The sequence below is a fragment of the Methanocrinis sp. genome (genome assembly GCF_049974945.1).
GTDB lineage: Archaea > Halobacteriota > Methanosarcinia > Methanotrichales > Methanotrichaceae > Methanocrinis.
On the sequence record NZ_JBNGCU010000003.1, the window covers coordinates 1 to 19,971 of the forward strand.

Consider the following 19,971-nt stretch of genomic DNA (forward strand, 5'->3'; position numbering starts at 1 on the left):
GTAAATAGAAAGCGCTTTACTGAGGAGTGGTGGGCTTAACCGATGACCAATGGAGATTATTTCAACTTGCTTTCAGGTCAGTATTACCCATATTCTGACTTTAGGGATGATGGTATAAAATGTTTAAAAATTGATAATATAAGCTATGGAAAAATAATTTGGGAAAATATTACATTTTTACCAAATACCTATTTGACCCTATTTAAGGATCTGGTTTTGAACGAAGGAGACATGGTAATTGCGTTAAATAGACCAATTACAAACGGACGACTAAAAATTGGATTGTTAAAAGAATCTGATACCCCGGCGCTTCTGTATCAAAGAGTTGGTAAGTTTATTTCTAAAAATGATAAAGCTGATAAAAAATTTATTTTTTTACTGTTTAACGGCGCTTATTTTAAAGATAGTATTTTAAAATCTCTTGTTGGGTCTGATCAACCATACATTCGAAATTCACAATTACTGAAAACCCAAATACCTCTTCCGCCCCTCCCCGAACAGCGCAGGATCGCCACCATTCTCTCCTCAGTGGATGCTGCAATCCAGGAGACCGACACCATCATCGCCCAGGCAGAGCAATTGAAACAGGAGATGATGCAGGAACTGTTCACCGGAAAGAAACGTCTGCCAGGTTTTTTTGAGGAGTGGTCTAGCAAAAAAATGTTAGATATAGGTATTACTTATAGTGGCCTAACAGGCAAGAAAAAGAGCGATTTTTTAGATGGTCAATATCCATATATTCCATTTCTAAATGTGCTGAAAGGGCCCGTAATCGATACAACGATGTTTGACTTCGTTAATATTGGGTCTGATGAATCACAAAATCGAGTAAGAAAAGGCGATCTCTTATTTAATGGTTCATCTGAGACTCCTGAAGAGGTAGGTATGTGCTCTGTCTTATTAGAAGATGTGCACGATCTTTATCTTAACAGCTTCTGTTTTGGCTTCAGACTTTCGGATGAAGTTGCAGCAAGCCCTTTGTTCCTGACTTACTGGTTCAGAAGCCCCTATGGAAGAAAAGCACTATATCCTCTTGCTCAAGGTGTAACTCGATACAATATAGCAAAAAACAGCTTTATGCAGTTAGACATCCCTTACCCTTCTCATGATGAACAACAAGCCATTGCAGCTATCCTCTCGACCGTGGACAAGAAACTCGAAGCCGAGAGAGATCACCGCGCCCGGCTGGAGACGGTAAAGCGGGGGCTGATGCAGGACCTGCTTACAGGCAGGGTGAGGGTGGAGGTGAACGGCCATGAGTGACCAGAAGGAGCTGATCGAGGTCGAAGACCCTGCGGTGTCGGTTCTGACCGAGCACCTCGGCTGGACCGAGATTGCGGCGGCTGATGCGAAACTGATGAAGGACTCGCTCCGGCAGCCTATACTCGTCTCGCTTTTCCTCGAAGCGGTGAAGAGGATCAACCCCTGGATTACCGAGGAGAACGCCCAGAGGGTCGTCCAATCGGTCGTCCAACTCCAGGCGACATCGGTCCTGGAGGCGAACGAGAAGATCCAGACGATGCTGGAGCTCTCCACCGTCGTCTTGCAGGACATGAACGACGGGATGGGCCAAAAGAGCCAGGACGTCTTTTTCATCGACTACCAGCACCCCGAAAACAACTCGTTCTCCGTCGTCCGGCAGTTCCAGGTCAAGCATTACAGGGAGAGGATACCCGATATCGTCCTCTTCATAAACGGCCTTCCCATCGTCGTCATCGAGTGCAAGAGCCCCGACCTTCAAAATCCTATGGGAGATGGGATTGATCAGATCTTCAGATACCAGGAGATGAAAGACGAGTACAAGAACCTCGGAATCCCCCAGCTCTTCAACACCGTCCAGATCGTCGCCTCAACCCACAGAGATCGGATGCAGTACGCCACCAACTACACCCCACGCCGCCACTGGTCGGAGTGGAGGGACCCCTACCCCCTCACCGTCGCCGAGGTGGAGGAGAGGCTCGGCAGAACGGCGACGCCTCAGGACCTCTTCCTCTTCGGCGTCTGCTCGAAGGAGAACCTCCTCGACCTCATCCAGAACTTCATCGTCTACGAGCGAGAAGGAGGAAAGGTGGTCAAGAAGCTGGCCAAGTACCTCCAGTTCCGAACCGTCAACAAGATCATCGAGAAGGTGACGGCCGAGGAGAGGGAGGGCGGTGTCGTCTGGCACTGGATGGGCAGCGGCAAAAGCCTCTCCATGCTCTGGACGGCGGTAAAACTCCGCCGCCTCCTCGAAAATCCCACCATCCTCGTGGTCACCGATCGGACCGACCTCGACTCCCAGATCCACGGAACCTTCAAACGTTGCGGCTTTTCAACCCCCATCAAGGCGGAGTCCGCAAAGAAGCTCCAGGAACACTTGACCGAGAATGCCGGAAAGACCGTCATGACTACGCTCCAGAAGTTCCAGGATGCTGCAGACGTTTATCCGACCTTGAGCGAAGACGAGAAGATCTTCGTCCTCGTCGACGAGGCCCACCGAAGCCAGTATCGAACCCTGGCCGGTAATATGCGAAAAGCCCTTCCCAACGCCTGCTTTTTGGCCTTCACCGGAACCCCCATCTTCAAAAAGGATCGGGACACCTTCAATACCTTCGGCCCATACATCGACCGATACGATCACAACCAGTCCGTTAAAGAGGGGATCACCGTACCAATCTTCTATGAAGGGCGGATGCCAGAACTTCAGATCACCGGAAAATCCATCGATCAGCTCTTGAGACGTATCTTCCCGGACGAGACCGATGAAGTGCTTGAGCTGATAAATAAGAAGTACGCGACCCTGGACACCATCGCCGAGTCCCGACCCCTGATCAAGGAGATCGCCCTCAACATCATCGACCACTACGAGAAACACATTCTCCCCGACGGCTTCAAGGCCCAGATCGTCGCTACAAGTCGCCTTGCCGCCATCCGATATAAGGAGATCCTCGACGAACTCAACGCCCCCTCGAGCGAAGTTTTGATCAGCGTCGGGCACGACGACGGAAACTTGTACCAGCCCTTCCGCCGGTCCAAAACCGAAGAAGAGGATCTCAAAGAGCGGTTTAAAAAAGAAAAAGATCCCAAGATTCTGATAGTCTGCGATATGCTCCTGGCGGGATTTGACGCGCCGGTCGAGCAGGTGATGTACCTTCATAAGCCTCTCAAGGAACACAACCTCCTCCAGGCCATGGGCCGGGTCAACCGCAAAAGCTCCAAAAAAGAATACGGCCTTGTCGTCGACTACTGGGGCGTCGCCGACGAGCTTCAGAAAACTCTCCGGATGTACAGCGAAGACGGCATCGAGAACTTGGTCCATACTGACTACCGAAAAGAGGTCCTCCCGAGGCTCCAGGCAGCCCACAGCGCCGCCATTAACTTCTTCCGAGAGGTACCGCCCCAAAAAGACAGGGAATCTTACAACGAGGCCTGCGTCCAGTACCTTGAACCTGAAGACAGAAGGGTCGCCCTCGACCAGCGTTTCAAGCTCTTCGCCCGTTACATGGACATGCTCCTCCCCGATCCTCGGGCTTTGAAGTACGTCCGGGATCTCAAATGGCTCGGCTACATCCGGGCTCGGGTCAGGAATCGATATAGGGATGGCGCGCCCCTCCCCGATGACTGCAGTGATAAGGTAAGAAAGCTGATCGAGGACTACCTCAAGGTCGAAGGGATAAACCAGATTCTGGAGCAGATATCAATCCATTCAGAGGAGTTCGACGAAGAGGTGAGCAAGCTGATCTCGCCAGAGGCCAAGGCCAGCGAGATCGAGCACGCCATAAAACACGAGATCAACATCAAGCTGGACGAAAACCCGGTTTTCTACGAATCTCTCCGCGAGCGGCTCGAACGGATCATCGAAGACTACAGACAGAGAAGAATCGATGAGGCGGAAAGATTGCGAGCCCTCCAGGAGATCCTCGAAGAGGCTAGATCTCCGGAGAAGCACGCAGAACGGCTGGGAGTGGATCCGGAAGTTGCTCCCTTCTACGAGCTGATACTCGCAAAATCTGACGCCGAAGCCGACCATCTTAAACCCGCGGCGCAGAAGATTCATTCAGCCCTCAAAGAGCGCGCCGTCGTGGACTGGCAGCAGAAGGAAGACACAAAGCGGGATATGAGGCGAAAGATCAAACGCATCCTCCGAGAGGTCGGCTATCCCCCTGAAGAGATTCAGGATACGACCGTCCGGATCATGGACCTCGCCGCCCGGAGGTTTGCCGGATGAACGCCTCCGACTGCATCAGGTTCGGGACGACAACGATAAGCTACGAGATCACCCGCAGCGACCGGCGAAAAAACGCCGCCATCGCTGTTTACCCAGACAAACGGGTCGAGGTCGCAGCTCCGCCCACCCTCAACCAAGAAGATATCCAAGACCTCGTGAGAAAGAAGGCTCAATGGGTGGTGGAAAAGCTCGAATGGTTCGACCATATTGGCCAGCTTGAAACCTCCAAAGAGTACGTAAGCGGTGAGACTTTTCTCTATCTCGGGCGGCAGTACCGGCTGAAGATTCGATTGGACGGAGACGAGCCGGTGGCAAAGCTCAAAGGCAGATACTTCGAGGTCTGCCTCCCAGAAAAGACACCAGAAGACGCAAAAAACGATGTCGTTAAAAAGGCGCTTTGGCAGTGGTACCTCGATCACGCCGAGAAGAAGATCGGCGAGGTAATAGAAGCCTACGCAAGACGGCTGCGTATCGATCCTCCTCAGTTCAAGGTGAAATACCAGGAAAAACGGTGGGGGAGCTGCCCAAAAGACGATCTGCTCCACATAAACATGCGAACGGTTATGGCTCCAATGAGCCAGGTCGAGTACGTAGTCGCCCACGAGCTCTGCCACCTGAAATACAAGAATCATTCGTCAGATTTCTGGCAGCTACTTCGCCTCATTATGCCAGATTACGAAGTCAGAAAAGAGAGTCTCAAGAACGACGGTTGGAAGTACTCGCTCTAACGGCGAACTTTCCCATCTGAACGTCTCGAAGGTAATAATGGCAAAGGCGAACTCGTCCTTCATTATTAATTGATATATTTTTATACCTAAACCGATAAATATCACCTCCGCCAATAAATATTCCAGCCAAAAGGCTGCAGACTATCGGTTTTTGCCGGGCCTTTTGATCAGACTTTTGGGGGGCTCAACTCCTTCTTCGTCGGGTCGCGGAGCAGGGGCGCCATCAACCGGGGCGACGCCGACTACACCCCGATCTTCCTCTCGGAGGTCCCAGCCCTCTTCCGAAAAGGGGCGATCCCCATCGACGTCGCCCTCGTCCAGACCTCGCCGCCCGACGACCACGGCCTGATGAACGAGGAGAGCGACATCGACATCCTGATCGAGTTCGAGGGAAGAAGGAGCCTCCTCGATCTCGCCCACCTCAAAAACGAGCTGGAAGACGCCACGAACAGGCGGGTGGACGTTCTCACCTACAGGTCGCTTCATCCTCGGCTGAGAGATCGAATCCTGGCCGAGCAGGTCCCAATATTAGGGCTAATCGAGGACCATTCTGAGAGGACCGAGGCCGTTCTGCAAAACTTGCCTTTCATCGCATGACCAAGGTATTTAAGATCTCAACGCAAAATAGTCGAGAGATGAAGGCCAAGTTCAACGTCCTCGTCGAACGGGACGAGGACGGATACTACGTCGCCACTGTCCCCTTCCTCCCCGGATGCCATACCCAGGCGAAGAGCCTGGATGAGCTCATCGAGCGGGCGAAAGAGGCGATAGAGCTGTACCTCGAAGTGGAGAAAGATATCGTGGCTGGGGAATTTGTGGGGGTACAGGTTGTCGAAGCTGAGACCGGTTGAGGCGGATAAGGTCGTCAAGGCCCTGAGCAAACTGGGCTTTGAAATCGCAAGACAAAAAGGGCAGCCATCTGGTGATGAAGCACCCAGACGGCAGGGTCACCGTGGTACCTATCCACGGGGGAGAAGAGCTGGGCAGAGGCATACTTAGGCAGATTGCCCACGATATCAAGATCGGAAAGGACGAGTTTGTAAAGATTTTAGATGAAATTTAAAATCGAACTCCTATGGTTCGAGTTCTTCACCTTAAGCTTAAGGTCCCGCTTTTATTCCTCAGACTTGTTCTTCGTGATTAATTAAGATGTTTTTATACCAACATCAATAAATATAACCTTCGCCAGTAATATTATTTCGGGCAGAAAGCCTTGTGCATCCGATTTCGGCCGAGGCCTTCATTCAGATCACAGGAGGCCGCGGGCGTTGGCGCTCTATCCGGACGATAATTGCTCAGATTTGAAGGCGATGAAGAAGAGGAGGAAGAAGAACTTCTGGCCGGAGAACGCCATCTTCGAGAAGATCCACCCCGGCGACCGGATCTTCGTGGGGACCGGACCGTCGAGCCTCAGTACCTGGAGGGAGCCCTGAAGCGCTGCGTCGAAAAGAAGCACAACTCCCTTTTCGGCGCCGAGATGATCCACCTATGGACCCTGGGGATCGCGCCCTGCACCGAGGAGAAGTTTCAGGAGAACTTCAGGCACAACTCCTGGTTCGTCGGGTCCCGAAGCAGAGGGGCCATCAACCGGGGGACGCCGACTACGCCCCGATCTTCTTATCAGGAGCCCCAGCCCTCTGGCTTCCGTCAAAAAACAAATATCTAGAGCGCTATTCATACTCTCCCATCCACCCTCAGCCCCAGCACTTCCCTCGCCCCGCCGTACACGTCCTCCGCGATCAGAGCGCAGCCCAGGGCCGCATCGCAGCTTGCAAGCGGCAGAACCTCGCCCCCAAGAAGCTGCGAGACCCTGCCCGCGATCCGGGAGGCGGGGTCTCCCGCCAGGTACAGCGCCGGTTTGGCCGCACCATGGTCCCGGAGGAGGACGGCCATGGCGGCGAGCTCCATGGCGGCATAGAGGGCGAGAGCCTCGAAGGCCGCCTCCTTCTCTTCTTCTGTACAGCCCTTGATGGTGAGACCGCGCTTTCGGAGGATCCCGCCCCGGGTGAAGGCCTCGTTGGCGGTCATCTTTCCGGCATCGACATTTCGGATCGCGGCGACGTCCAGGGGACCGTGGAGAAGGCCGGGGGCGAAGATGGGGGCGTCGATGGCCCCGGCTATGCGCCCATCGGCGACGCCGATGGTGACCACGTTGGAGCTGGCGTCCGAGATTATGAAGTCCTTTTCGCCATCCTTGAAGACCTTGTAGGCGAGGCCCACCTTCTCGGGGCTTGTGCCGTGGGAGAAGACCTTCATCCTCGGGTCGATATCGGAGCGGTCGTGAATTCCGGGCAGGAGGATGGCGGGCCATCCCGATTCTCTTACTGCATCGAAGACCTTCGTCCCGCCTCCGACGTGAAGCCCGGCCCCCTCCTGGCTTATGACGCCCCGGTTCTCGGCGTCCTCGATTCTGACGATCTCGGTCAGGCCGTCGCCCATGGAGTAGCAGAGGGCGATGAGATCGACCTCCCCGCCGGCGGAGAGATCGAAGGCCTCCCTGATCCGATCGATGATCTCCGATGGGTCGAGCCCTCCCGCCTCCTCCCTGGGGATGACGCGGCACTTTCCTTCGGAGTCTGCAAACCTTATCGCCCTCGTCCCGTGATCCACGCCCAGAAACACCTCAGACCCGCCCCCGCCTACGTTTCCGCTTCCGTCTCCGTCTCTTCATCCAGGATCTTCACGATCTCCTCCGCCAGCCTCAGGCTGTCCTCCTCGTCCCTCATCACGGTGTCCAGCCTGACCGAGTGGCCCTGGTAGTCGCTCTCGGGGCTCACCACCAAAAGGTCGACGCAGCCCAGGAGGTCTGCGACCCCCTGGTCGCTGACCGGATATCCCCAGGCCCGCATGAATTTGGCGGCGGGGCCGCTGAGAGGCTTTCCGCCCACCAGGGGACTTATGGCGACGACCCGGATTTTCTTCTTCCCCTTCTCCCCTTTTCCCTCCCCCGACCTTTTTCTTTTCCCCTCATTCAGGAGATTCCGAATCCCCCTCAAGGCCAGGATCGGCCCGATGCTGGAGACGGGGTTGCTTGGCCCGATCAGGACCGGCTCGCCGTCTTCCTTCGCCTTTTCCAGGGCGGCGAGAAATTCGAGAGCCGGGTGGGCGTCCTCCATCCCCCGGAAGCGGACGGCTTTGACCTCCGGTCGGCCGCCCCGGCCGACCCAAAACTCCTGAAGGTGCATCTCCCCCTCCGGGGTCGAGACCATGGTAGATACGGGATCGTCGGTCATGGGAAGGACTTTTTCCTCAATTTTCAGGACCTTGCAGAGCCTTTCGGTCGCCATGCTCAACGTCAGCCCCTCCCGGAGGAGCTCGGATCGGAATATGTGGACCGCCCGGTCGATGTCGCCTATGGCCAGGAGTTCTCGGAAGCCGAGGCGGCTGAGAAAGTCGTGGGTCTCAAAAGAGTCGTCTTCGATCCCCCACCACTTAGACCGGTCGATCATCCCCGCCAGGGTGTAGAGTACGGTGTCCAGGTCCGGGGAGACCAGGTTTCCCGAGACCCAGAGGTCGTCGGCGGTGTTGGCGACCACAGTCAGCTCCGACCAGGGGAGGACCTTCTTCAGCCCCAAGAGGAGCTTGGGCGTTCCGGTTCCGCCGCTGAGGACTATCAGTCTATCCGCCTCCCTGCGCCGCTGACGCTCCCGATCCCGCTCGCCGGATCAGGCGGCGGAGTCGAGGATGATCATCCCGGTCTTGAGATCCTCGCACTCTTCGGCGGTGAGCTTTGTTGAGACCGCCTTCCCGGAGACGATGGCGCTGTTTCCCAGGGGGTCTTCCAGGATTATGGTGAGGGGCCCCTCGCCCTCCATCGCCCTCTCGATCCGCCCCAGGATTGCCTCGCCCCTCCGGACGTTCTCCTCGACCCCGGCGTCCCGGGCAGATCGGGTGGCGAAGGCGACGATCCCCTTCACCTTCGAAAGGACGCCCTCGACGTTGGATATGTAGGCCTCGGAGGATGGTCCCGGCTCGACATCTATCCCCAGCTCCGGAAGCCTGATCGTCCCGCTGGTGGACCTGATCACCCTCGCGTTCAGGTCCTCGAGCTCCTCAATGGTGATGGTGTACCTGACCGGCTCGCCCTGGCTGAGGAGGATCGTGTCCGAGATCTTGAAGCCGCAACGCTCGCAGACGCCGGCGATGATCATCGCCTCGCCGAAGTGGGGGATATCCTTCGTCTCCCAGTCGAAGGTGATCTCGGCGGTGCAGACGGGGCAGCTGGAGGTCGTTTTCGTCTTCAATCCTCGGCCCCCAGAACGTTCTCCCGGTCTATCCTCATCATCTTGGGCACTACGATCACCAGGTTGTCGCCGAGCCCTGCGATGTCGCCGCTCAGATCCTCCACGGCCGCCTTCAGCTCGCCGATCGCCTCGTCCAGGAGGGCCTTCTCCCGTCTCAGGGGGGAGATGTCCACCAGGACCAGGTTTCCCCTCTTTATCTCCATCTTTATCTCGGGCAGAACGTCCAGGTCGTTCAGCTCTGCCATCTTCACCAGAATCTCCGAGGCCCCCCCTGCGGAGACCTCCTCGAACTGCCCCAGGTCTATGTTCACGTAATCCTCATCGCCAGACCTGCCCATCAACTTGTCCAAGATGCCCATATCTCGCCCTCTGCAAAGAGGTATGCTGCTCCTCGATCTTAATCTATCTATCCGGATCTCTCTATATTGACGTATCCGATTTTCAAGGCTCCATCTTCAAAAGCCCAAACCCCGCCCCGCCCATCAGCAGCATGAAGGCCAGAACCGCAACGACGAAGCCCGCCGGACGGAGGGGCTCGGGTGCCGCCGTCTGCACCAGGATCATGAGCGCGATCATCAGAAAGACGAGTCCGCAGCTTATGCCTATCTCCATAGACTTCTTGCTCATACCGCACCAGCTCTGCGCTGATCTGAGATATTATTTGCGATTCTGACCTTCGCCTCAATCTCGATCCTTCTCCTCTCTCGCCAGGCCGTCGGGTCCAGCCAACCTTTCAACCAGCGATCGGGTCTTCTTCCCGTACCATCCGAGGTCTATGTACCGGGGGTAGACCGGGAGCCTCTCTCTCAGCTCAAAGCCCGAAAGCCGGGACTCCATCTCTTGGGGGGTGGGCCACCTTCTCTCGGGGTTGATCCAGTCCACCGTCACCGGGCTGATCCCGCCCAGGTCGTCGGCTCCGGCTCTAACCAGGGGGAGGGGGTCTGCCAGGTTCGGGGGAACTTGGACCGCGACCGAAGGCGGTAGGATCGATCTCGCCATCCTCACCGTCTCCGCCAGGATCTCGGGATCGGGCGGGGCGATATGAGACATGGCCGTCCCCGGCTTGGGGTCGAAGGGCTGGACGATCACCTCCTGGATGTGGCCGTGAACCTCGTGGATCTCCTTCAAATCCTGGAGCGATTCTATCCGATCCGACCTGGTCTCGCCGATCCCCACCAGAATCCCCGTGGTGAAGGGTATCTTCAGCTCTCCTGCGGCCGCTATCGCCAAAAGCCTCAACTCGGGCTTCTTTCCGGGGGAGGATCGGTGAGCTTCCACCTCGGCCGTCGTCTCGAGCATCAGGCCCATGCTGGCGTTGTAGGGCGCAAGCCTTCTCATCTCCTCCTTTGAGAGGAGGCCCGCGTTGGTGTGGGGGAGGAGGTCCCTATCCAGGGCCAGCTCAGAGAGCTCGATGAGATGGTCTAGGAGGTCATCTTTTCCGATCTTTTTGAGGAGGTCGCCGAAGCCGGGAACCTCTCCGGGGGCCTCGCCGAGGGAGAAGAGGGCCTCGGTGCAGCCCGCCGACGCCGCCCGGTCCAGAAGCTCGGTCGCCTCTTTGAGGCCGATGATCTTGCCCTCATCCAGCCGATATCCGCAGTATAGGCACCGATTCCTGCAGACGTTGGTGACGGGGATGAAGACGTTCCGGGAGTAGGTCAAAAACTTTCTCATAACTGAGACACGACAATACAAAAAATAATTCAAAAGTTTAGTGCAAAAGGCGCTTCAGCGCCTCAGCTCCACCAACTTCAGCTTGTTTCCGAGCTCGCACTCCTCGGGGGCTTCGCCCACCAACTCCACGATGGTGCAACGGTCTCCCGACTTCAGGCCGACGGGGTGGCAGAGCTCGTACATGGTGCAGTCGTACTCGTCACATTTGGGCGGCTCGAGAACGGCCTTGGACCCTGCGAAGGCCTTCCTGGCGTCGATGGCCGCGATGATGGGGCTTTCTGTCACCTCCACCGCCCGGACTCCAGCCTCGTGGATGGGGCATTCGTGGATCAGCTCCCCACGAATCCCCAGGATCCTGTACCTCCTCCCAGACTCGAGATTGGTGCAAGTGTTTCTGAGCTTGCAGGTCTCGCATTCAGGCGATGGCGAGTTGAATATGAACTCCATCCCTATTGTCGCGAGCTTGGTTCCTATCAGGGTGATCTGTGTAGCTGCTTCGGACATGGTATTCGCCTCAGGTAGATAATTATATTATTTTTGTTTTTTTGGCGGCCGCTGTCGCCGCCTCTCTGGTGAGGCCCGATCCAAGGATGGTGTACCGCTCCGGGCGGATCGTGTGGGCTATGGTGAGGGCCTCGATCACCGCCTGATCGTCGAGGCCGATTTCAGCGGCAGAGGTGGGCGCCCCCACCTCTTTCAGGGCGGTTCTAATCATCTTCCAGTCGCCGCCGTGGAGGTACATCATGACGATGGTTCCCAGGCCGCAGAGCTCCCCATGTAGGGCTCTTCCAGGATCGATCTTGTTTATGGCGTGAGCGAACTTGTGCTCTGAGCCGCTGGCGGGTCGCGAGGAGCCCGCGATGCTCATGGCAACGCCGCTGGATATGAGGGCCTTGACGACGACTCTCGCCGACTCTTCGAGGCCGGGCTTGAGATCCGGGGCGGTCTCGACGATCATCCTCGCCGTCATCTCCGATAGGGCCGAGGCGTACTCGCTGTATTCCTCGCCCCGGAGCCTATGGGCGAGCTTCCAGTCCCTTATGGCGGTGTAGTTCGAGATTATGTCGCCGCACCCAGCTGCGAGAAGCCTCTCGGGGGCCGTTGAGATTATTGCGGTGTCGGCTATGATCCCCAGAGGGGCCTGGGCCGATACGGAGGTGGTCTCACCGTCGATGGTGAGGGAGGCCTGGGCAGAGCATATCCCGTCGTGGGAAGCGGCGGTGGGGATGGAGACGAAGTGGACCCCCGCCCTGACTGAGGCAAGCTTGGCGACGTCTATCGACCTTCCGCCGCCGACGCCTATGAGAAAGCCCGCATCGATCTCCGCCGCGAGCCGTTCTGCCCTCTCCACCTCTTCAAGTTTTGAAAATTTTGTGATCATGAGGCTCGTTTCAAAGCCGCGATCTTCCATCCGCTGAGAGATCTCTTCCCCTACCATCTCCGAGGTCTTGGGGCCCGTCACGATTAGGGAGCTGCCTTTCAGTTTGAGGTCTCTGCAGACGTCGGCCGCCTCCAATGCCACGCCGCTGCCGACCACCACCAGTCGTGGAAGCTCCATCCATTTGGATCTGCTCAACGGTCTCACCAGCTAGGACAAATTTCGTACCTCTACGAATATAAACGCTCCCTCGAGACCCCTCCGCCCCGGGCCCGGTCGGAGCCAGAGGGGGAGGCTCGACAAAATATAAGAAGAATTTCGATCAGTCCTTCCGCAGGCTTTTCAGGACGGAGAGGACCCTCTCACGGTACCGATTCACCTCGGCGCTCGTCCTGACCCGGGGCCTTGGAACCTCGATCTCTATGATCTCATTGATCTGGCCGGGGCGGGCGGACATGATCACCACCCGGTCGGCGAGGTAGATCGCCTCGTCGACGCTGTGGGTGACGAAGACTACGGTCTTCTGCTGCTCCTGCCAGATCCGCAAGAGCTCCGCCTGCATGACGTTTCGGGTCTGGGCGTCGAGGGCGCCGAAGGGCTCGTCCATGAAGAGCGCCCGGGGGTTGTTCACCAGGGCCCTCACGATCGCGACCCTCTGCTTCATCCCGCCCGAGAGCTCGTGAGGGTAGCTGGTCTCAAAGCCCTCCAGGCCCACCGTCTTCAGGTACCTTCTGGCCTTCTCGAACCGCTCCTCCCTGGAGACGCCGCGAAGCTCCAGGCCGAAGGCGACGTTGTCCAGGATCGTCCTCCAGGGGAAGAGGGAGTACTCCTGAAATACCATCCCCCTCTGGGGCCCCGGACCCTCGATCGGCTCGCCGTCGAGGAGGACCGCTCCGCTGGTGGGCCTCTCCAGGCCGGCCATGATCCGCAGAAGGGTCGTCTTGCCGCAGCCCGATGGGCCCAGGAGGCACATGAACTCCTTGTCTCCCACCGAGAGTTTGACGTCGTGGAGGGCCTCAACTCGCTTTCCCTTCACCGAGAAGCTCTTCGAGAGGCCCTTTATCTCCAGCAGAGCGGTCATAGGGTGGGAAAGTTGGATGGAAAAGTTATAGGCTTTTCTGTCGTTACGATAAAACCCCTCTTATCTGCCCATCTACACCCTCCAGGCGCCGAAGCGCCGACCTCACCCCTCCACTTCGCCCTCGATACCCAGAATGAAGCTCCTCAACGGCACCTCCTTTCCCGCCATCTTCAGCGCCTGCCGGACGAACGCCTCCAGATTCGAGCAGCAGGGAACCTCCATCTCCAGGACGGTTATATCCTCGATCTCGTGGGCGGCGAGGATCGCGGCCAGCCGCTCGACGAAGCTCTCCCTCTCGTCGAGCTTGGGGCAGCCGATGAGGGTCGTCCTCCCCCGGATGAAGTCTCTGTGGACCGCTGGGGACGCGAAGGCGGTGCAGTCGGCGGCGATCAGGAGGCGAGCGCCGTCGAAGTAGGGGGCGTCGACGTGAGCGAGCCTCATCTGGATCGGCCAGTTGGAGAGCTCCGGTTGGTCCGTGCCTGATGTTTTTTCATCCTCGACCTCGATCCCGGCCGACGGGCCCGAAACCCGAGCGCGCCTTCCGGCGAGCTTCGAGGAGCCGAGCCTTCCTGCGCCCGTCCCCCTCAGCGCCACAGGGCAACCGCCGCTTTGCACCTCGTCCCCGGCCTGGTGAGATTCTTTCAACGATTCGACGGCCTCCTTGACGGCCAGCTCATCGAACTCCTCCGCCTCCCGCTCCTCGACTGAGAGGGCGCCCGTCGGACAGTTGCCGATGCAGGCGCCAAGGCCGTCGCAGAAGCTCTCCCGGACGACCTTCGCCTTTCCGTCTCTGATCTCGATGGCGTTCTCGGGACAGGCGAGGACGCAGTTTCCGCACCCGTCGCATAGGAATTCGTCGATCTTTATGATCTTCCTTATGACCACCTTCAACCACCCCCAACCGACGTCAGTATTCGGCTCACCAGATTCATCTCCACAAGTATATACGTCGACGATTCAAATATGCTTCGAAGAATGCTTCGAAGAAGATTTCGATAGCTTTCGTGGAGGCTGAAAAGATGAAGATCGTCGAGGTGGATAAGGCCGAGAGGACGCCAAACCCTCACGGGGTCGATGCGAGGAAGATGAGCGATAATGAATGGGCCCAGGTGATTCACATCACTTTGGAACCTGGTGAATCCCTGAAAAAGCACGTCACCCCCGTCGACGTCGTCTTCTACGTCCTGGAGGGACGGGGGTTGGTGGAGATCGGAGATGAGAGGAGGGAGGTCGGAGCCGACGCCCTGGTGGAGAGTCCCGCCAAAATTCCCCACCGCTGGGCGAACGAGAGCGACGGTCGACTACGGGTCCTCGTCGTCAAGACGCCGAGGCCCGCCGAGCCCACCAGGATTCTCTGAGACAGGTGCCCTCTGGTTTTGGAGGAGGTCGTCGAGGAGTTCGTTGGGGCATATCAGATTCTCACAGCTTAAGTTCCAAAGGCCGATCCCGCAGAGCTCGATCTCTCTTACCTGCCGGGCCCATCGCCCGAGCCTCTGAGCTCAAACTTTGGAGGTGGCGACTCCCGCCCGAAACGACGGAGGTGTATCCCTCAGCATGGCGGGAGGACGATCTCTGCACTGCTCTCCACCAGCTCGCCGAGGGAGTTGGTCCCCGATACTGTGACGCTCTTCTTCAGAGGAGCGGAGAGGTCCTCCTCGGTGATCGTGCCGTTGGCGGTGATGTTCAGCCACCCTCTGGGGGGGAGGGTCAAGTTGATGGCGATCGGCCCGCCGTCGAGCGAGTCGGTCAGATTGAGCCCGAAGATGGGAAGATCGCCGACGTTCTCGATTTTATAAATGTAAGTGACGACCTCCCCCTCCCTGGCGCACTGCTGGAGGGGGACGACGGTCAGGTTGAGGCCAAGGGGGCCGATCAGCTCGACGGTGACGATGGATTCGGCGGCGGCGAGGTTGCCCCGGTAATCGACGCCCGTTACCTGGACCGAGTCGTTGAGAGGGCCGGGGAGGTCCTCCACCAGGACGGCGAAGCTGGCGGCGGCCGAGGCCACCTCTCCGGGGTTGAGGTCGCTCTTGCTCAGGGCCACGGGTCCGACCCTCGAATCGACGAGGGTGAGCCCCTGGATCGGAAGGTTCCCGGTGTTGGCGACCTCGTAGTTCCGGGTCACCAGGGCACCGACCTCGGCGGAGCTCACCGTTGGGCTGACGGCGAGGGTGATGGCGGGCCTGCGGTCGGTGAGCCCGCCGAAGCTGATCATCTTATCGATCTCGAATTTTCCGGTGAACCTCTGATGAGAGCTGACGTCGGTGGAGAAGGGCTGGTGCATGGTGGAGCTCGTCGTATAGGTGCCGTTGAAGCTCAGCTTGGTATCGCTTCCGACGAGCTGGGCGTCTCCTGAGCCGACGTGGGTGGTCTCCTCCTTCTCGATCTCGGTGGCGCTGAAGGCCTCCTCGATGGAGGTCCTGGTCCCGCTCAATAGAGACCTACTCTCGACCCGCTTCAGCCCCACCAGGGGCACATCTCCTGAGTAGGAGAGCCTGCTGGTCCTGGCCGGTTCGCCATCCCCGAGCTTCGATAATCCTTTTGCGCCGCCCATATCGAAGCTGCCGTTTCCGGCCATGGAGTTATAGTACTCGAAGTCGTCCATCCTGTTCACGACCGATCGACTGATATCGACGGCCCCGGTTCCGCTAACCCATCCGCCGGCCGGACCGGATGCCAATAACAGGCCTACTCCCAATAAAACGAAGATCAGACCCCTTCCCTTCATGATTCATTCTCCTTCCTCGATCCCTTAAGATGGTGGCGGTGGCAGGATCTGCCGGTCGGAAAGTCGCTTCTATCCCGTCAAAAGAGACCGAGAAAAAAATGGTGGGCGATCGATCGAAAAGGCGAGATCGATCCTGCGATATGCCCGCTACATCCCGCCGTAGAGGTAGACGGTGGTGGCGGGCTCGAACCTCAGGACGTAGGTTCCGCGCCGCTCGTAGAACTTGGGCTTTCCGTAGAACCACTCGCCGTCCCAGACCTTGATGGTGTGCCACTGGTCGCCGACGACTTTGAGCTTGTACATCCCGTCGAGGGAGTCGCCTCCTTGACCCTCGGTCCCGACGTAGTTCTCGTCGACGTAGACGTCATAGCCCCTCATGTTCTGGGACTCCAGGGTTACGCTGACGTCTCCTGAGGTCGGCGTGGGGGTGGGCTTGGGGGTCTGAGAGAAGGGCTCTGGCGGGGGGACCTCAATCCCCGCGATCGCGTCCGGAGTCCATTCTGGGCCCACGTCGATGATGACGACGTTGCTGGGCAGGTTGTTTGCCACGAAGAAGAGCGCGTACCTCCCCTGCTCTGCGGCGTAGAAGCTCAGCCTGTTGTAGGCTCCAAGGCCGCACTCGGTGACTTGGGCGCTTCCCGCGGGCGATATCTCGTAGAGCTTGGCCGTCCCCCCGGCGGGTGTGGCCGCGACTAGCTGAAGCCACGTTCTTGCGGGACAGGCCGCATACCTGGTCCAGGCCGTCTCGCCCTCGATCCAGAGGGCGTTGGACCCGGCGTACATCCCTGAGGAGATGTACTCCGAGTAGGGGACGGTCTGCCAGCCGAAGCTGAGGACGTTGGGTTCGTTTCCAGTTATCGTGAAGCCGACCGGACCCTCGTCGAGCGGGGGGACCTCCTCTTCTGTTAAGTAGTACTGCAGGTACTGAGAGTAGGTTACGCCCGAGCTGGTCGTGAAGCTGTAGGTGGTGGAGGTGCCTGAACCGCCATAAAAGCTCCCCAGGCCGCGGTTCAGGTAGTCCTCGCCCCAGATCTCTTCGATATCGTCATCGTCGGGTCCTTCGGCGGCCTGAGCGAAGCCCAGGCAAATGAATATGGCAAATAACGTTATTGCCCCACTCTTTGGTCTCATGATTAACACCTGTGAGCCGAGATGCTCTGGCGGATGGTAAATATTTTGGTGGGGAATATCCATCCTGATCTCATGCCGAAGGCCCCAACTACTCCCTCCCCCCGGCGAGGGGTCGAGGAGAGGTATCGGAAGGAGGATCTCATCGCCTGGAACCGGGAGTACCGGGAGAAGGGGAGGGTCTGGCGGGGCGCGCCGCCACAGCTTCCCGACCTTCCGTCGGGCTCGAGGGTCCTGGAGCTGGGGTGCGGAAACGGCAAGACCCTGGCTGCGATGCTTAGGCGGCCCTGGAGGGTTGCGGCCCTGGATATATCGCCCCTGGCGGTGAGGCTCGGGGGGGAGGTTGCCGTCTCTCTGCAAGATGCGCCCTCAGAATCCGACCTCCTGGCGGCGGACGCGGTCCTGCTCCCCTTCCGAGACTCTGCATTCGATGCCGTCTTCGCCTTCCACGTCATCGGCCACCTCCGCGAAGAGGGCCGCCTGCAAGCGGCGGAGGAGGCGGCCCGGGTGCTGAAGTCGGGAGGTCGCCTCTTCTTCCTCGAGTTCGGAGTCGAGGACATGAGGGCAGACAAGGGCCTGGAGGTGGAGGCCCGGACCTTCCGGCGGGGCGGAGGAGTATCGACCCACTACTTCACCGAGGGCGAGGTCCTGGAGCTGTTCGACGCGCTCAGGCCGGTCTCGATCAGGACCGATCGGCGAATCATCCGGATCAGGGGCAGAGATCACCTCCGCTCGGAGGTGGGGGCGCAGTTCATTAAGGTCGAAGGTTAAAGGAGGCATCATGGCGCGTTCCCTCTCCGAGATAAGAGCGAAGGCGGACCGGAGCGATGCGATCGTCCTCACCGCCCAGGAGGTGCGGGAGATCCTGGACGAAGGCGAGAAGCTGACCCTCGAAGACGTGGACGTGGTGACCTCTGCCACGAGAGCGGTGATGAGCGGGACCTACGCCGTCCTCTCCTTCCCCGCGGCACCGCCGGCCACCTTCCTCCGGGCAAGGAGGGCCCGGCTGAACGGCGTTCCTGCCGAGGTCGGGCCCTGCCCCAACGAGCGCCTTGGCATCCTCGACCTGATCGTCTTCGGAACCGCTCACAGCAGAGACGATTCGAAGTACGGCGGAGGCCACCTCTTCCGGGACCTGGTCGAGGGAAAGGACGTTCAGGTGGAGGTCGAGACCGACTCTGGAAAGGCTTTCGAGGTCGACCTGACCCTTTCAGAGATGCCCTCGGCGAGGCTCTTTGGAACCCGCCACTCTTTCAAGAACTACTCCGCCTTCGTGAACCCGGGGGAGGAGAGGGTCGCCACCATCTTCCACGCCGCCCTCTTCGAGCCCTGCTGGAACGGGGCCTCGGTCTCCGGCTGCGGCCACTTAAACCCGGTCCAAAACGACCCCTTCCTGGAGACGATCGGGGTCGGGACCAGGGTTCTCATAAACGGGGCCGAGGGGTTTGTTCTGGGGAGGGGCACCCGAAGCTCTCCAGAAAAGCCGAACCTATCGGGATTTGCGGATATGCACGGGATGGACCCCGAGTACATGGGGGGCTTCAATACCTCCTCTGGCCCCGAGTGCGTCACCTCCTGGGCGGTCCCCATCCCCGTTCTGAGCGAGAGGGTCCTGGAGAGCGTAGCCGTCCCCGACCGGTCGATACCCCTCCCGGTGATGGATGTGGTCGAAAGGAAGGAGGTGGGAAGGACCACCTACGGCGACGTCTGGGAGGATGTGGACCTCGAGGTCGGCTTCAGCCCCGAGACCTGCAAGAGGTGCACCCAGTGCATCCCCGAGGCGATCTGCCCCACGGGGGCGATAGGCTTTCGGGACTGGAGGCCGACCCTCGATCCGAAGAGGTGCTTCAACTGCGGCCTGTGCACCACCTCCTGCATCGGTGATGTCTTCAGGGCCCACCTGGGCTCTCTTCGCTTCGGCGGCCGCGAGGTTCCCATCGTGGTGCGGCAGTCCGACCGGCTCAGGGCGGAGAGGCTCGCAGAAGAGCTGAAGAGTAGGATTCTGGAGGGTAGCTTCAAGATGACGGAGATGGCGGAGCGGATCTCGCCATGAACCTCTCCATGATCTCTTCGGGGGAGAGATCGATCACCGGAACCTCCGCGTTTCCGCTTTCCACCTTCACCACCAGAACGCCCCTTCCCGCAAGGCCAACTCGAACCTCAGCGGGCGTGGCGGCGAGATCGACCTCTGATACACCGGCCCCCTCCGCCATCCGGGCCAGGTCCGCCCTCCGAGAGGTGCAGGTGGGCTGAGATCCCGTGGAGCCGTAGCATCCGTTGTCGAGGATCACGAGAAGGTAGTTTTCTGGGGCCCGGTCGGCGATGGTGGCGAGACTCCCCAGGTTCATCAGGACCGCTCCGTCGCCGTCGATGGCGATCACCCTTTTGTCCGGTCGGGCCAGGGCGAGGCCCAGCCCGATGGAGGAGGCGAGGCCCATCGACCCCAGCATGTAAAAGTTTTCGGGGCGGTCGCCGACGGCGCACAATTCTCGGGAGGGAAAGCCGATGTTTCCCACCAGGAGGGCGTCCTGGGCTTCGGCCTCCCGAGCGATGATGGATATCGCTTCGATCCGCTTCAAGGTCGAATGCTCCTCAGATCTTTATTCTGTCTATGGAAACGTTTTGGACGAAGCCAGAGTGACCGAAATCCCGGCCATAGCGGCCACCTTCGCCCTATAACCCGCCATCATCTCGACCCTGCCGGAGACGTGGGCGGCCAATCTAATCATCGAGAGAAATATCCGCGCTTCGGATATAAAGCCGTTAGGAATACGGGCTGAAGCTTTGAGCCTCTGCCCAGATCCAA

Annotated in this window: 24 protein-coding genes and 1 pseudogene; 12 read left to right on the top strand and 13 right to left on the bottom strand. The window is 58.8% G+C overall.

From position 1 onward, the window contains the following. The first annotated feature begins 42 nt into the window (after nucleotides 1-42). The 9 genes and pseudogenes from ACP5EL_RS00575 (at nucleotide 43) to ACP5EL_RS00615 (ending at nucleotide 6,601) form a co-directional block, all read left to right on the top strand. The gene (locus ACP5EL_RS00575) at nucleotides 43-1,263 is read left to right on the top strand and encodes a restriction endonuclease subunit S (protein ID WP_428400484.1); all 1,221 of its coding nucleotides are present in this window, start codon (nucleotides 43-45) and stop codon (nucleotides 1,261-1,263) included. Continuing rightward, the gene (locus tag ACP5EL_RS00580) at nucleotides 1,256-4,207 is read left to right on the top strand and encodes a type I restriction endonuclease subunit R (RefSeq protein WP_428400485.1); all 2,952 of its coding nucleotides are present in this window, start codon (nucleotides 1,256-1,258) and stop codon (nucleotides 4,205-4,207) included. Before ACP5EL_RS00575 ends, ACP5EL_RS00580 begins: the two co-directional genes overlap by 8 nt. Then, a complete protein-coding gene (locus ACP5EL_RS00585) occupies nucleotides 4,204-4,935 on the top strand; it encodes a M48 family metallopeptidase (protein WP_428400486.1) in 732 nt (243 codons plus the stop codon). Before ACP5EL_RS00580 ends, ACP5EL_RS00585 begins: the two co-directional genes overlap by 4 nt. 117 nt (nucleotides 4,936-5,052) lie before the next feature. Next, nucleotides 5,053-5,277 (top strand): annotated as a pseudogene (locus tag ACP5EL_RS00590) (hypothetical protein); the annotation flags it as partial. 6 nt (nucleotides 5,278-5,283) lie between these two features. Further along, nucleotides 5,284-5,532: a nucleotidyltransferase family protein gene (locus ACP5EL_RS00595; protein ID WP_428400487.1), complete on the top strand. Its 249-nt coding sequence runs from the start codon at nucleotides 5,284-5,286 to the stop codon at nucleotides 5,530-5,532. A gap of 38 nt (nucleotides 5,533-5,570) precedes the next feature. Continuing rightward, nucleotides 5,571-5,786, top strand: a complete 216-nt coding sequence (locus tag ACP5EL_RS00600) for a type II toxin-antitoxin system HicB family antitoxin (RefSeq protein WP_428400489.1) — start codon at nucleotides 5,571-5,573, stop codon at nucleotides 5,784-5,786. Between the two features lie 74 nt (nucleotides 5,787-5,860). Next, nucleotides 5,861-5,998 carry a type II toxin-antitoxin system HicA family toxin gene (locus tag ACP5EL_RS00605; protein ID WP_428400490.1) on the top strand — a complete coding sequence of 46 codons (138 nt, stop codon included), beginning with the start codon at nucleotides 5,861-5,863 and terminating at the stop codon, nucleotides 5,996-5,998. 205 nt (nucleotides 5,999-6,203) lie between these two features. Next, nucleotides 6,204-6,368, top strand: a complete 165-nt coding sequence (locus tag ACP5EL_RS00610; RefSeq protein ID WP_428400491.1) for a hypothetical protein — start codon at nucleotides 6,204-6,206, stop codon at nucleotides 6,366-6,368. A gap of 44 nt (nucleotides 6,369-6,412) precedes the next feature. Further along, nucleotides 6,413-6,601: a hypothetical protein gene (locus ACP5EL_RS00615; protein ID WP_428400492.1), complete on the top strand. Its 189-nt coding sequence runs from the start codon at nucleotides 6,413-6,415 to the stop codon at nucleotides 6,599-6,601. An 8-nt stretch (nucleotides 6,602-6,609) separates the two neighbouring features. Here the strand turns inward: ACP5EL_RS00615 and ACP5EL_RS00620 are convergent, their stop codons facing one another. The 10 genes from ACP5EL_RS00620 to ACP5EL_RS00665 all read right to left on the bottom strand — a co-directional run bounded on the left by ACP5EL_RS00620 (nucleotide 6,610) and on the right by ACP5EL_RS00665 (nucleotide 14,194). After that, a complete protein-coding gene (locus ACP5EL_RS00620) occupies nucleotides 6,610-7,557 on the bottom strand; it encodes a methanogenesis marker 12 protein (protein WP_428400493.1) in 948 nt (315 codons plus the stop codon). Between the two features lie 17 nt (nucleotides 7,558-7,574). Continuing rightward, nucleotides 7,575-8,552 carry a 2-phospho-L-lactate transferase gene (cofD, locus tag ACP5EL_RS00625; RefSeq protein ID WP_428400537.1) on the bottom strand — a complete coding sequence of 326 codons (978 nt, stop codon included), beginning with the start codon at nucleotides 8,550-8,552 and terminating at the stop codon, nucleotides 7,575-7,577. Nucleotides 8,553-8,600: 48 nt separating this feature from the next. After that, entirely contained in the window at nucleotides 8,601-9,179 is a 579-nt protein-coding gene (locus ACP5EL_RS00630; protein WP_428400494.1) for a ZPR1 zinc finger domain-containing protein, read from the bottom strand. After that, a complete protein-coding gene (locus tag ACP5EL_RS00635; protein ID WP_428400495.1) occupies nucleotides 9,176-9,538 on the bottom strand; it encodes a cell division protein SepF in 363 nt (120 codons plus the stop codon). The genes ACP5EL_RS00630 and ACP5EL_RS00635 overlap by 4 nt, the downstream gene beginning before the upstream one ends. A gap of 82 nt (nucleotides 9,539-9,620) precedes the next feature. Further along, nucleotides 9,621-9,806, bottom strand: coding sequence for a hypothetical protein (locus ACP5EL_RS00640; RefSeq protein ID WP_428400496.1), 186 nt, complete (start codon nucleotides 9,804-9,806; stop codon nucleotides 9,621-9,623). Between the two features lie 54 nt (nucleotides 9,807-9,860). Continuing rightward, nucleotides 9,861-10,850, bottom strand: coding sequence for a 7,8-didemethyl-8-hydroxy-5-deazariboflavin synthase subunit CofG (gene cofG, locus ACP5EL_RS00645; RefSeq protein ID WP_428400497.1), 990 nt, complete (start codon nucleotides 10,848-10,850; stop codon nucleotides 9,861-9,863). Nucleotides 10,851-10,904: 54 nt separating this feature from the next. Further along, the gene (locus ACP5EL_RS00650) at nucleotides 10,905-11,354 is read right to left on the bottom strand and encodes a UPF0179 family protein (RefSeq protein ID WP_428400498.1); all 450 of its coding nucleotides are present in this window, start codon (nucleotides 11,352-11,354) and stop codon (nucleotides 10,905-10,907) included. A 22-nt stretch (nucleotides 11,355-11,376) separates the two neighbouring features. Further along, nucleotides 11,377-12,408, bottom strand: coding sequence for an NAD(P)-dependent glycerol-1-phosphate dehydrogenase (locus ACP5EL_RS00655; RefSeq protein ID WP_428400538.1), 1,032 nt, complete (start codon nucleotides 12,406-12,408; stop codon nucleotides 11,377-11,379). Nucleotides 12,409-12,550: 142 nt separating this feature from the next. After that, nucleotides 12,551-13,309: an ABC transporter ATP-binding protein gene (locus ACP5EL_RS00660; protein ID WP_428400499.1), complete on the bottom strand. Its 759-nt coding sequence runs from the start codon at nucleotides 13,307-13,309 to the stop codon at nucleotides 12,551-12,553. A 102-nt stretch (nucleotides 13,310-13,411) separates the two neighbouring features. Next, nucleotides 13,412-14,194 carry an ATP-binding protein gene (locus ACP5EL_RS00665; protein WP_428400539.1) on the bottom strand — a complete coding sequence of 261 codons (783 nt, stop codon included), beginning with the start codon at nucleotides 14,192-14,194 and terminating at the stop codon, nucleotides 13,412-13,414. 134 nt (nucleotides 14,195-14,328) lie between these two features. On the opposite strand from ACP5EL_RS00665, the gene ACP5EL_RS00670 reads away from it, so the two are divergent. After that, nucleotides 14,329-14,667 (top strand): cupin domain-containing protein, encoded by a 339-nt coding sequence (locus tag ACP5EL_RS00670; protein WP_428400500.1) that lies wholly within the window; start codon nucleotides 14,329-14,331, stop codon nucleotides 14,665-14,667. A 191-nt stretch (nucleotides 14,668-14,858) separates the two neighbouring features. Here ACP5EL_RS00670 and ACP5EL_RS00675 read toward each other — a convergent pair whose 3' ends face one another. Both ACP5EL_RS00675 and ACP5EL_RS00680 read right to left on the bottom strand, forming a co-directional pair. Further along, a complete protein-coding gene (locus ACP5EL_RS00675) occupies nucleotides 14,859-16,037 on the bottom strand; it encodes a DUF7507 domain-containing protein (protein ID WP_428400501.1) in 1,179 nt (392 codons plus the stop codon). A 147-nt stretch (nucleotides 16,038-16,184) separates the two neighbouring features. Beyond that, on the bottom strand, nucleotides 16,185-17,168 hold the full coding sequence (locus ACP5EL_RS00680; RefSeq protein WP_428400502.1) for a hypothetical protein: 984 nt from the start codon (nucleotides 17,166-17,168) through the stop codon (nucleotides 16,185-16,187). Between the two features lie 72 nt (nucleotides 17,169-17,240). Here ACP5EL_RS00680 and ACP5EL_RS00685 point away from each other — a divergent pair, with 72 nt between their 5' ends. Together ACP5EL_RS00685 and ACP5EL_RS00690 are read left to right on the top strand one after the other, a co-directional pair. Further along, nucleotides 17,241-17,936 carry a class I SAM-dependent methyltransferase gene (locus tag ACP5EL_RS00685; protein WP_428400503.1) on the top strand — a complete coding sequence of 232 codons (696 nt, stop codon included), beginning with the start codon at nucleotides 17,241-17,243 and terminating at the stop codon, nucleotides 17,934-17,936. A gap of 10 nt (nucleotides 17,937-17,946) precedes the next feature. Next, nucleotides 17,947-19,218: a methanogenesis marker 16 metalloprotein gene (locus ACP5EL_RS00690; RefSeq protein WP_428400505.1), complete on the top strand. Its 1,272-nt coding sequence runs from the start codon at nucleotides 17,947-17,949 to the stop codon at nucleotides 19,216-19,218. Here the strand turns inward: ACP5EL_RS00690 and comE are convergent. Continuing rightward, nucleotides 19,181-19,744, bottom strand: coding sequence for a sulfopyruvate decarboxylase subunit beta (comE, locus tag ACP5EL_RS00695; protein WP_428400506.1), 564 nt, complete (start codon nucleotides 19,742-19,744; stop codon nucleotides 19,181-19,183). The two genes, ACP5EL_RS00690 and comE, sit on opposite strands and share 38 nt — an antisense overlap. Nucleotides 19,745-19,971 lie beyond the last annotated feature (227 nt).

Coding starts and splice junctions, on each gene's coding strand:
- ACP5EL_RS00575 (WP_428400484.1), top strand. CDS start 43: ATGACCAATGGAGATTATTTCAACTTGCTTTCAGGTCAGTATTACCCA.
- ACP5EL_RS00580 (WP_428400485.1), top strand. CDS start 1,256: ATGAGTGACCAGAAGGAGCTGATCGAGGTCGAAGACCCTGCGGTGTCG.
- ACP5EL_RS00585 (WP_428400486.1), top strand. CDS start 4,204: ATGAACGCCTCCGACTGCATCAGGTTCGGGACGACAACGATAAGCTAC.
- ACP5EL_RS00595 (WP_428400487.1), top strand. CDS start 5,284: ATGAACGAGGAGAGCGACATCGACATCCTGATCGAGTTCGAGGGAAGA.
- ACP5EL_RS00600 (WP_428400489.1), top strand. CDS start 5,571: ATGAAGGCCAAGTTCAACGTCCTCGTCGAACGGGACGAGGACGGATAC.
- ACP5EL_RS00605 (WP_428400490.1), top strand. CDS start 5,861: ATGAAGCACCCAGACGGCAGGGTCACCGTGGTACCTATCCACGGGGGA.
- ACP5EL_RS00615 (WP_428400492.1), top strand. CDS start 6,413: ATGATCCACCTATGGACCCTGGGGATCGCGCCCTGCACCGAGGAGAAG.
- ACP5EL_RS00635 (WP_428400495.1), bottom strand. CDS start 9,538: ATGGGCATCTTGGACAAGTTGATGGGCAGGTCTGGCGATGAGGATTAC.
- ACP5EL_RS00640 (WP_428400496.1), bottom strand. CDS start 9,806: ATGAGCAAGAAGTCTATGGAGATAGGCATAAGCTGCGGACTCGTCTTT.
- cofG (WP_428400497.1), bottom strand. CDS start 10,850: ATGAGAAAGTTTTTGACCTACTCCCGGAACGTCTTCATCCCCGTCACC.
- ACP5EL_RS00650 (WP_428400498.1), bottom strand. CDS start 11,354: ATGTCCGAAGCAGCTACACAGATCACCCTGATAGGAACCAAGCTCGCG.
- ACP5EL_RS00655 (WP_428400538.1), bottom strand. CDS start 12,408: ATGGAGCTTCCACGACTGGTGGTGGTCGGCAGCGGCGTGGCATTGGAG.
- ACP5EL_RS00660 (WP_428400499.1), bottom strand. CDS start 13,309: ATGACCGCTCTGCTGGAGATAAAGGGCCTCTCGAAGAGCTTCTCGGTG.
- ACP5EL_RS00670 (WP_428400500.1), top strand. CDS start 14,329: ATGAAGATCGTCGAGGTGGATAAGGCCGAGAGGACGCCAAACCCTCAC.
- ACP5EL_RS00675 (WP_428400501.1), bottom strand. CDS start 16,037: ATGAAGGGAAGGGGTCTGATCTTCGTTTTATTGGGAGTAGGCCTGTTA.
- ACP5EL_RS00680 (WP_428400502.1), bottom strand. CDS start 17,168: ATGAGACCAAAGAGTGGGGCAATAACGTTATTTGCCATATTCATTTGC.
- ACP5EL_RS00685 (WP_428400503.1), top strand. CDS start 17,241: ATGCCGAAGGCCCCAACTACTCCCTCCCCCCGGCGAGGGGTCGAGGAG.
- ACP5EL_RS00690 (WP_428400505.1), top strand. CDS start 17,947: ATGGCGCGTTCCCTCTCCGAGATAAGAGCGAAGGCGGACCGGAGCGAT.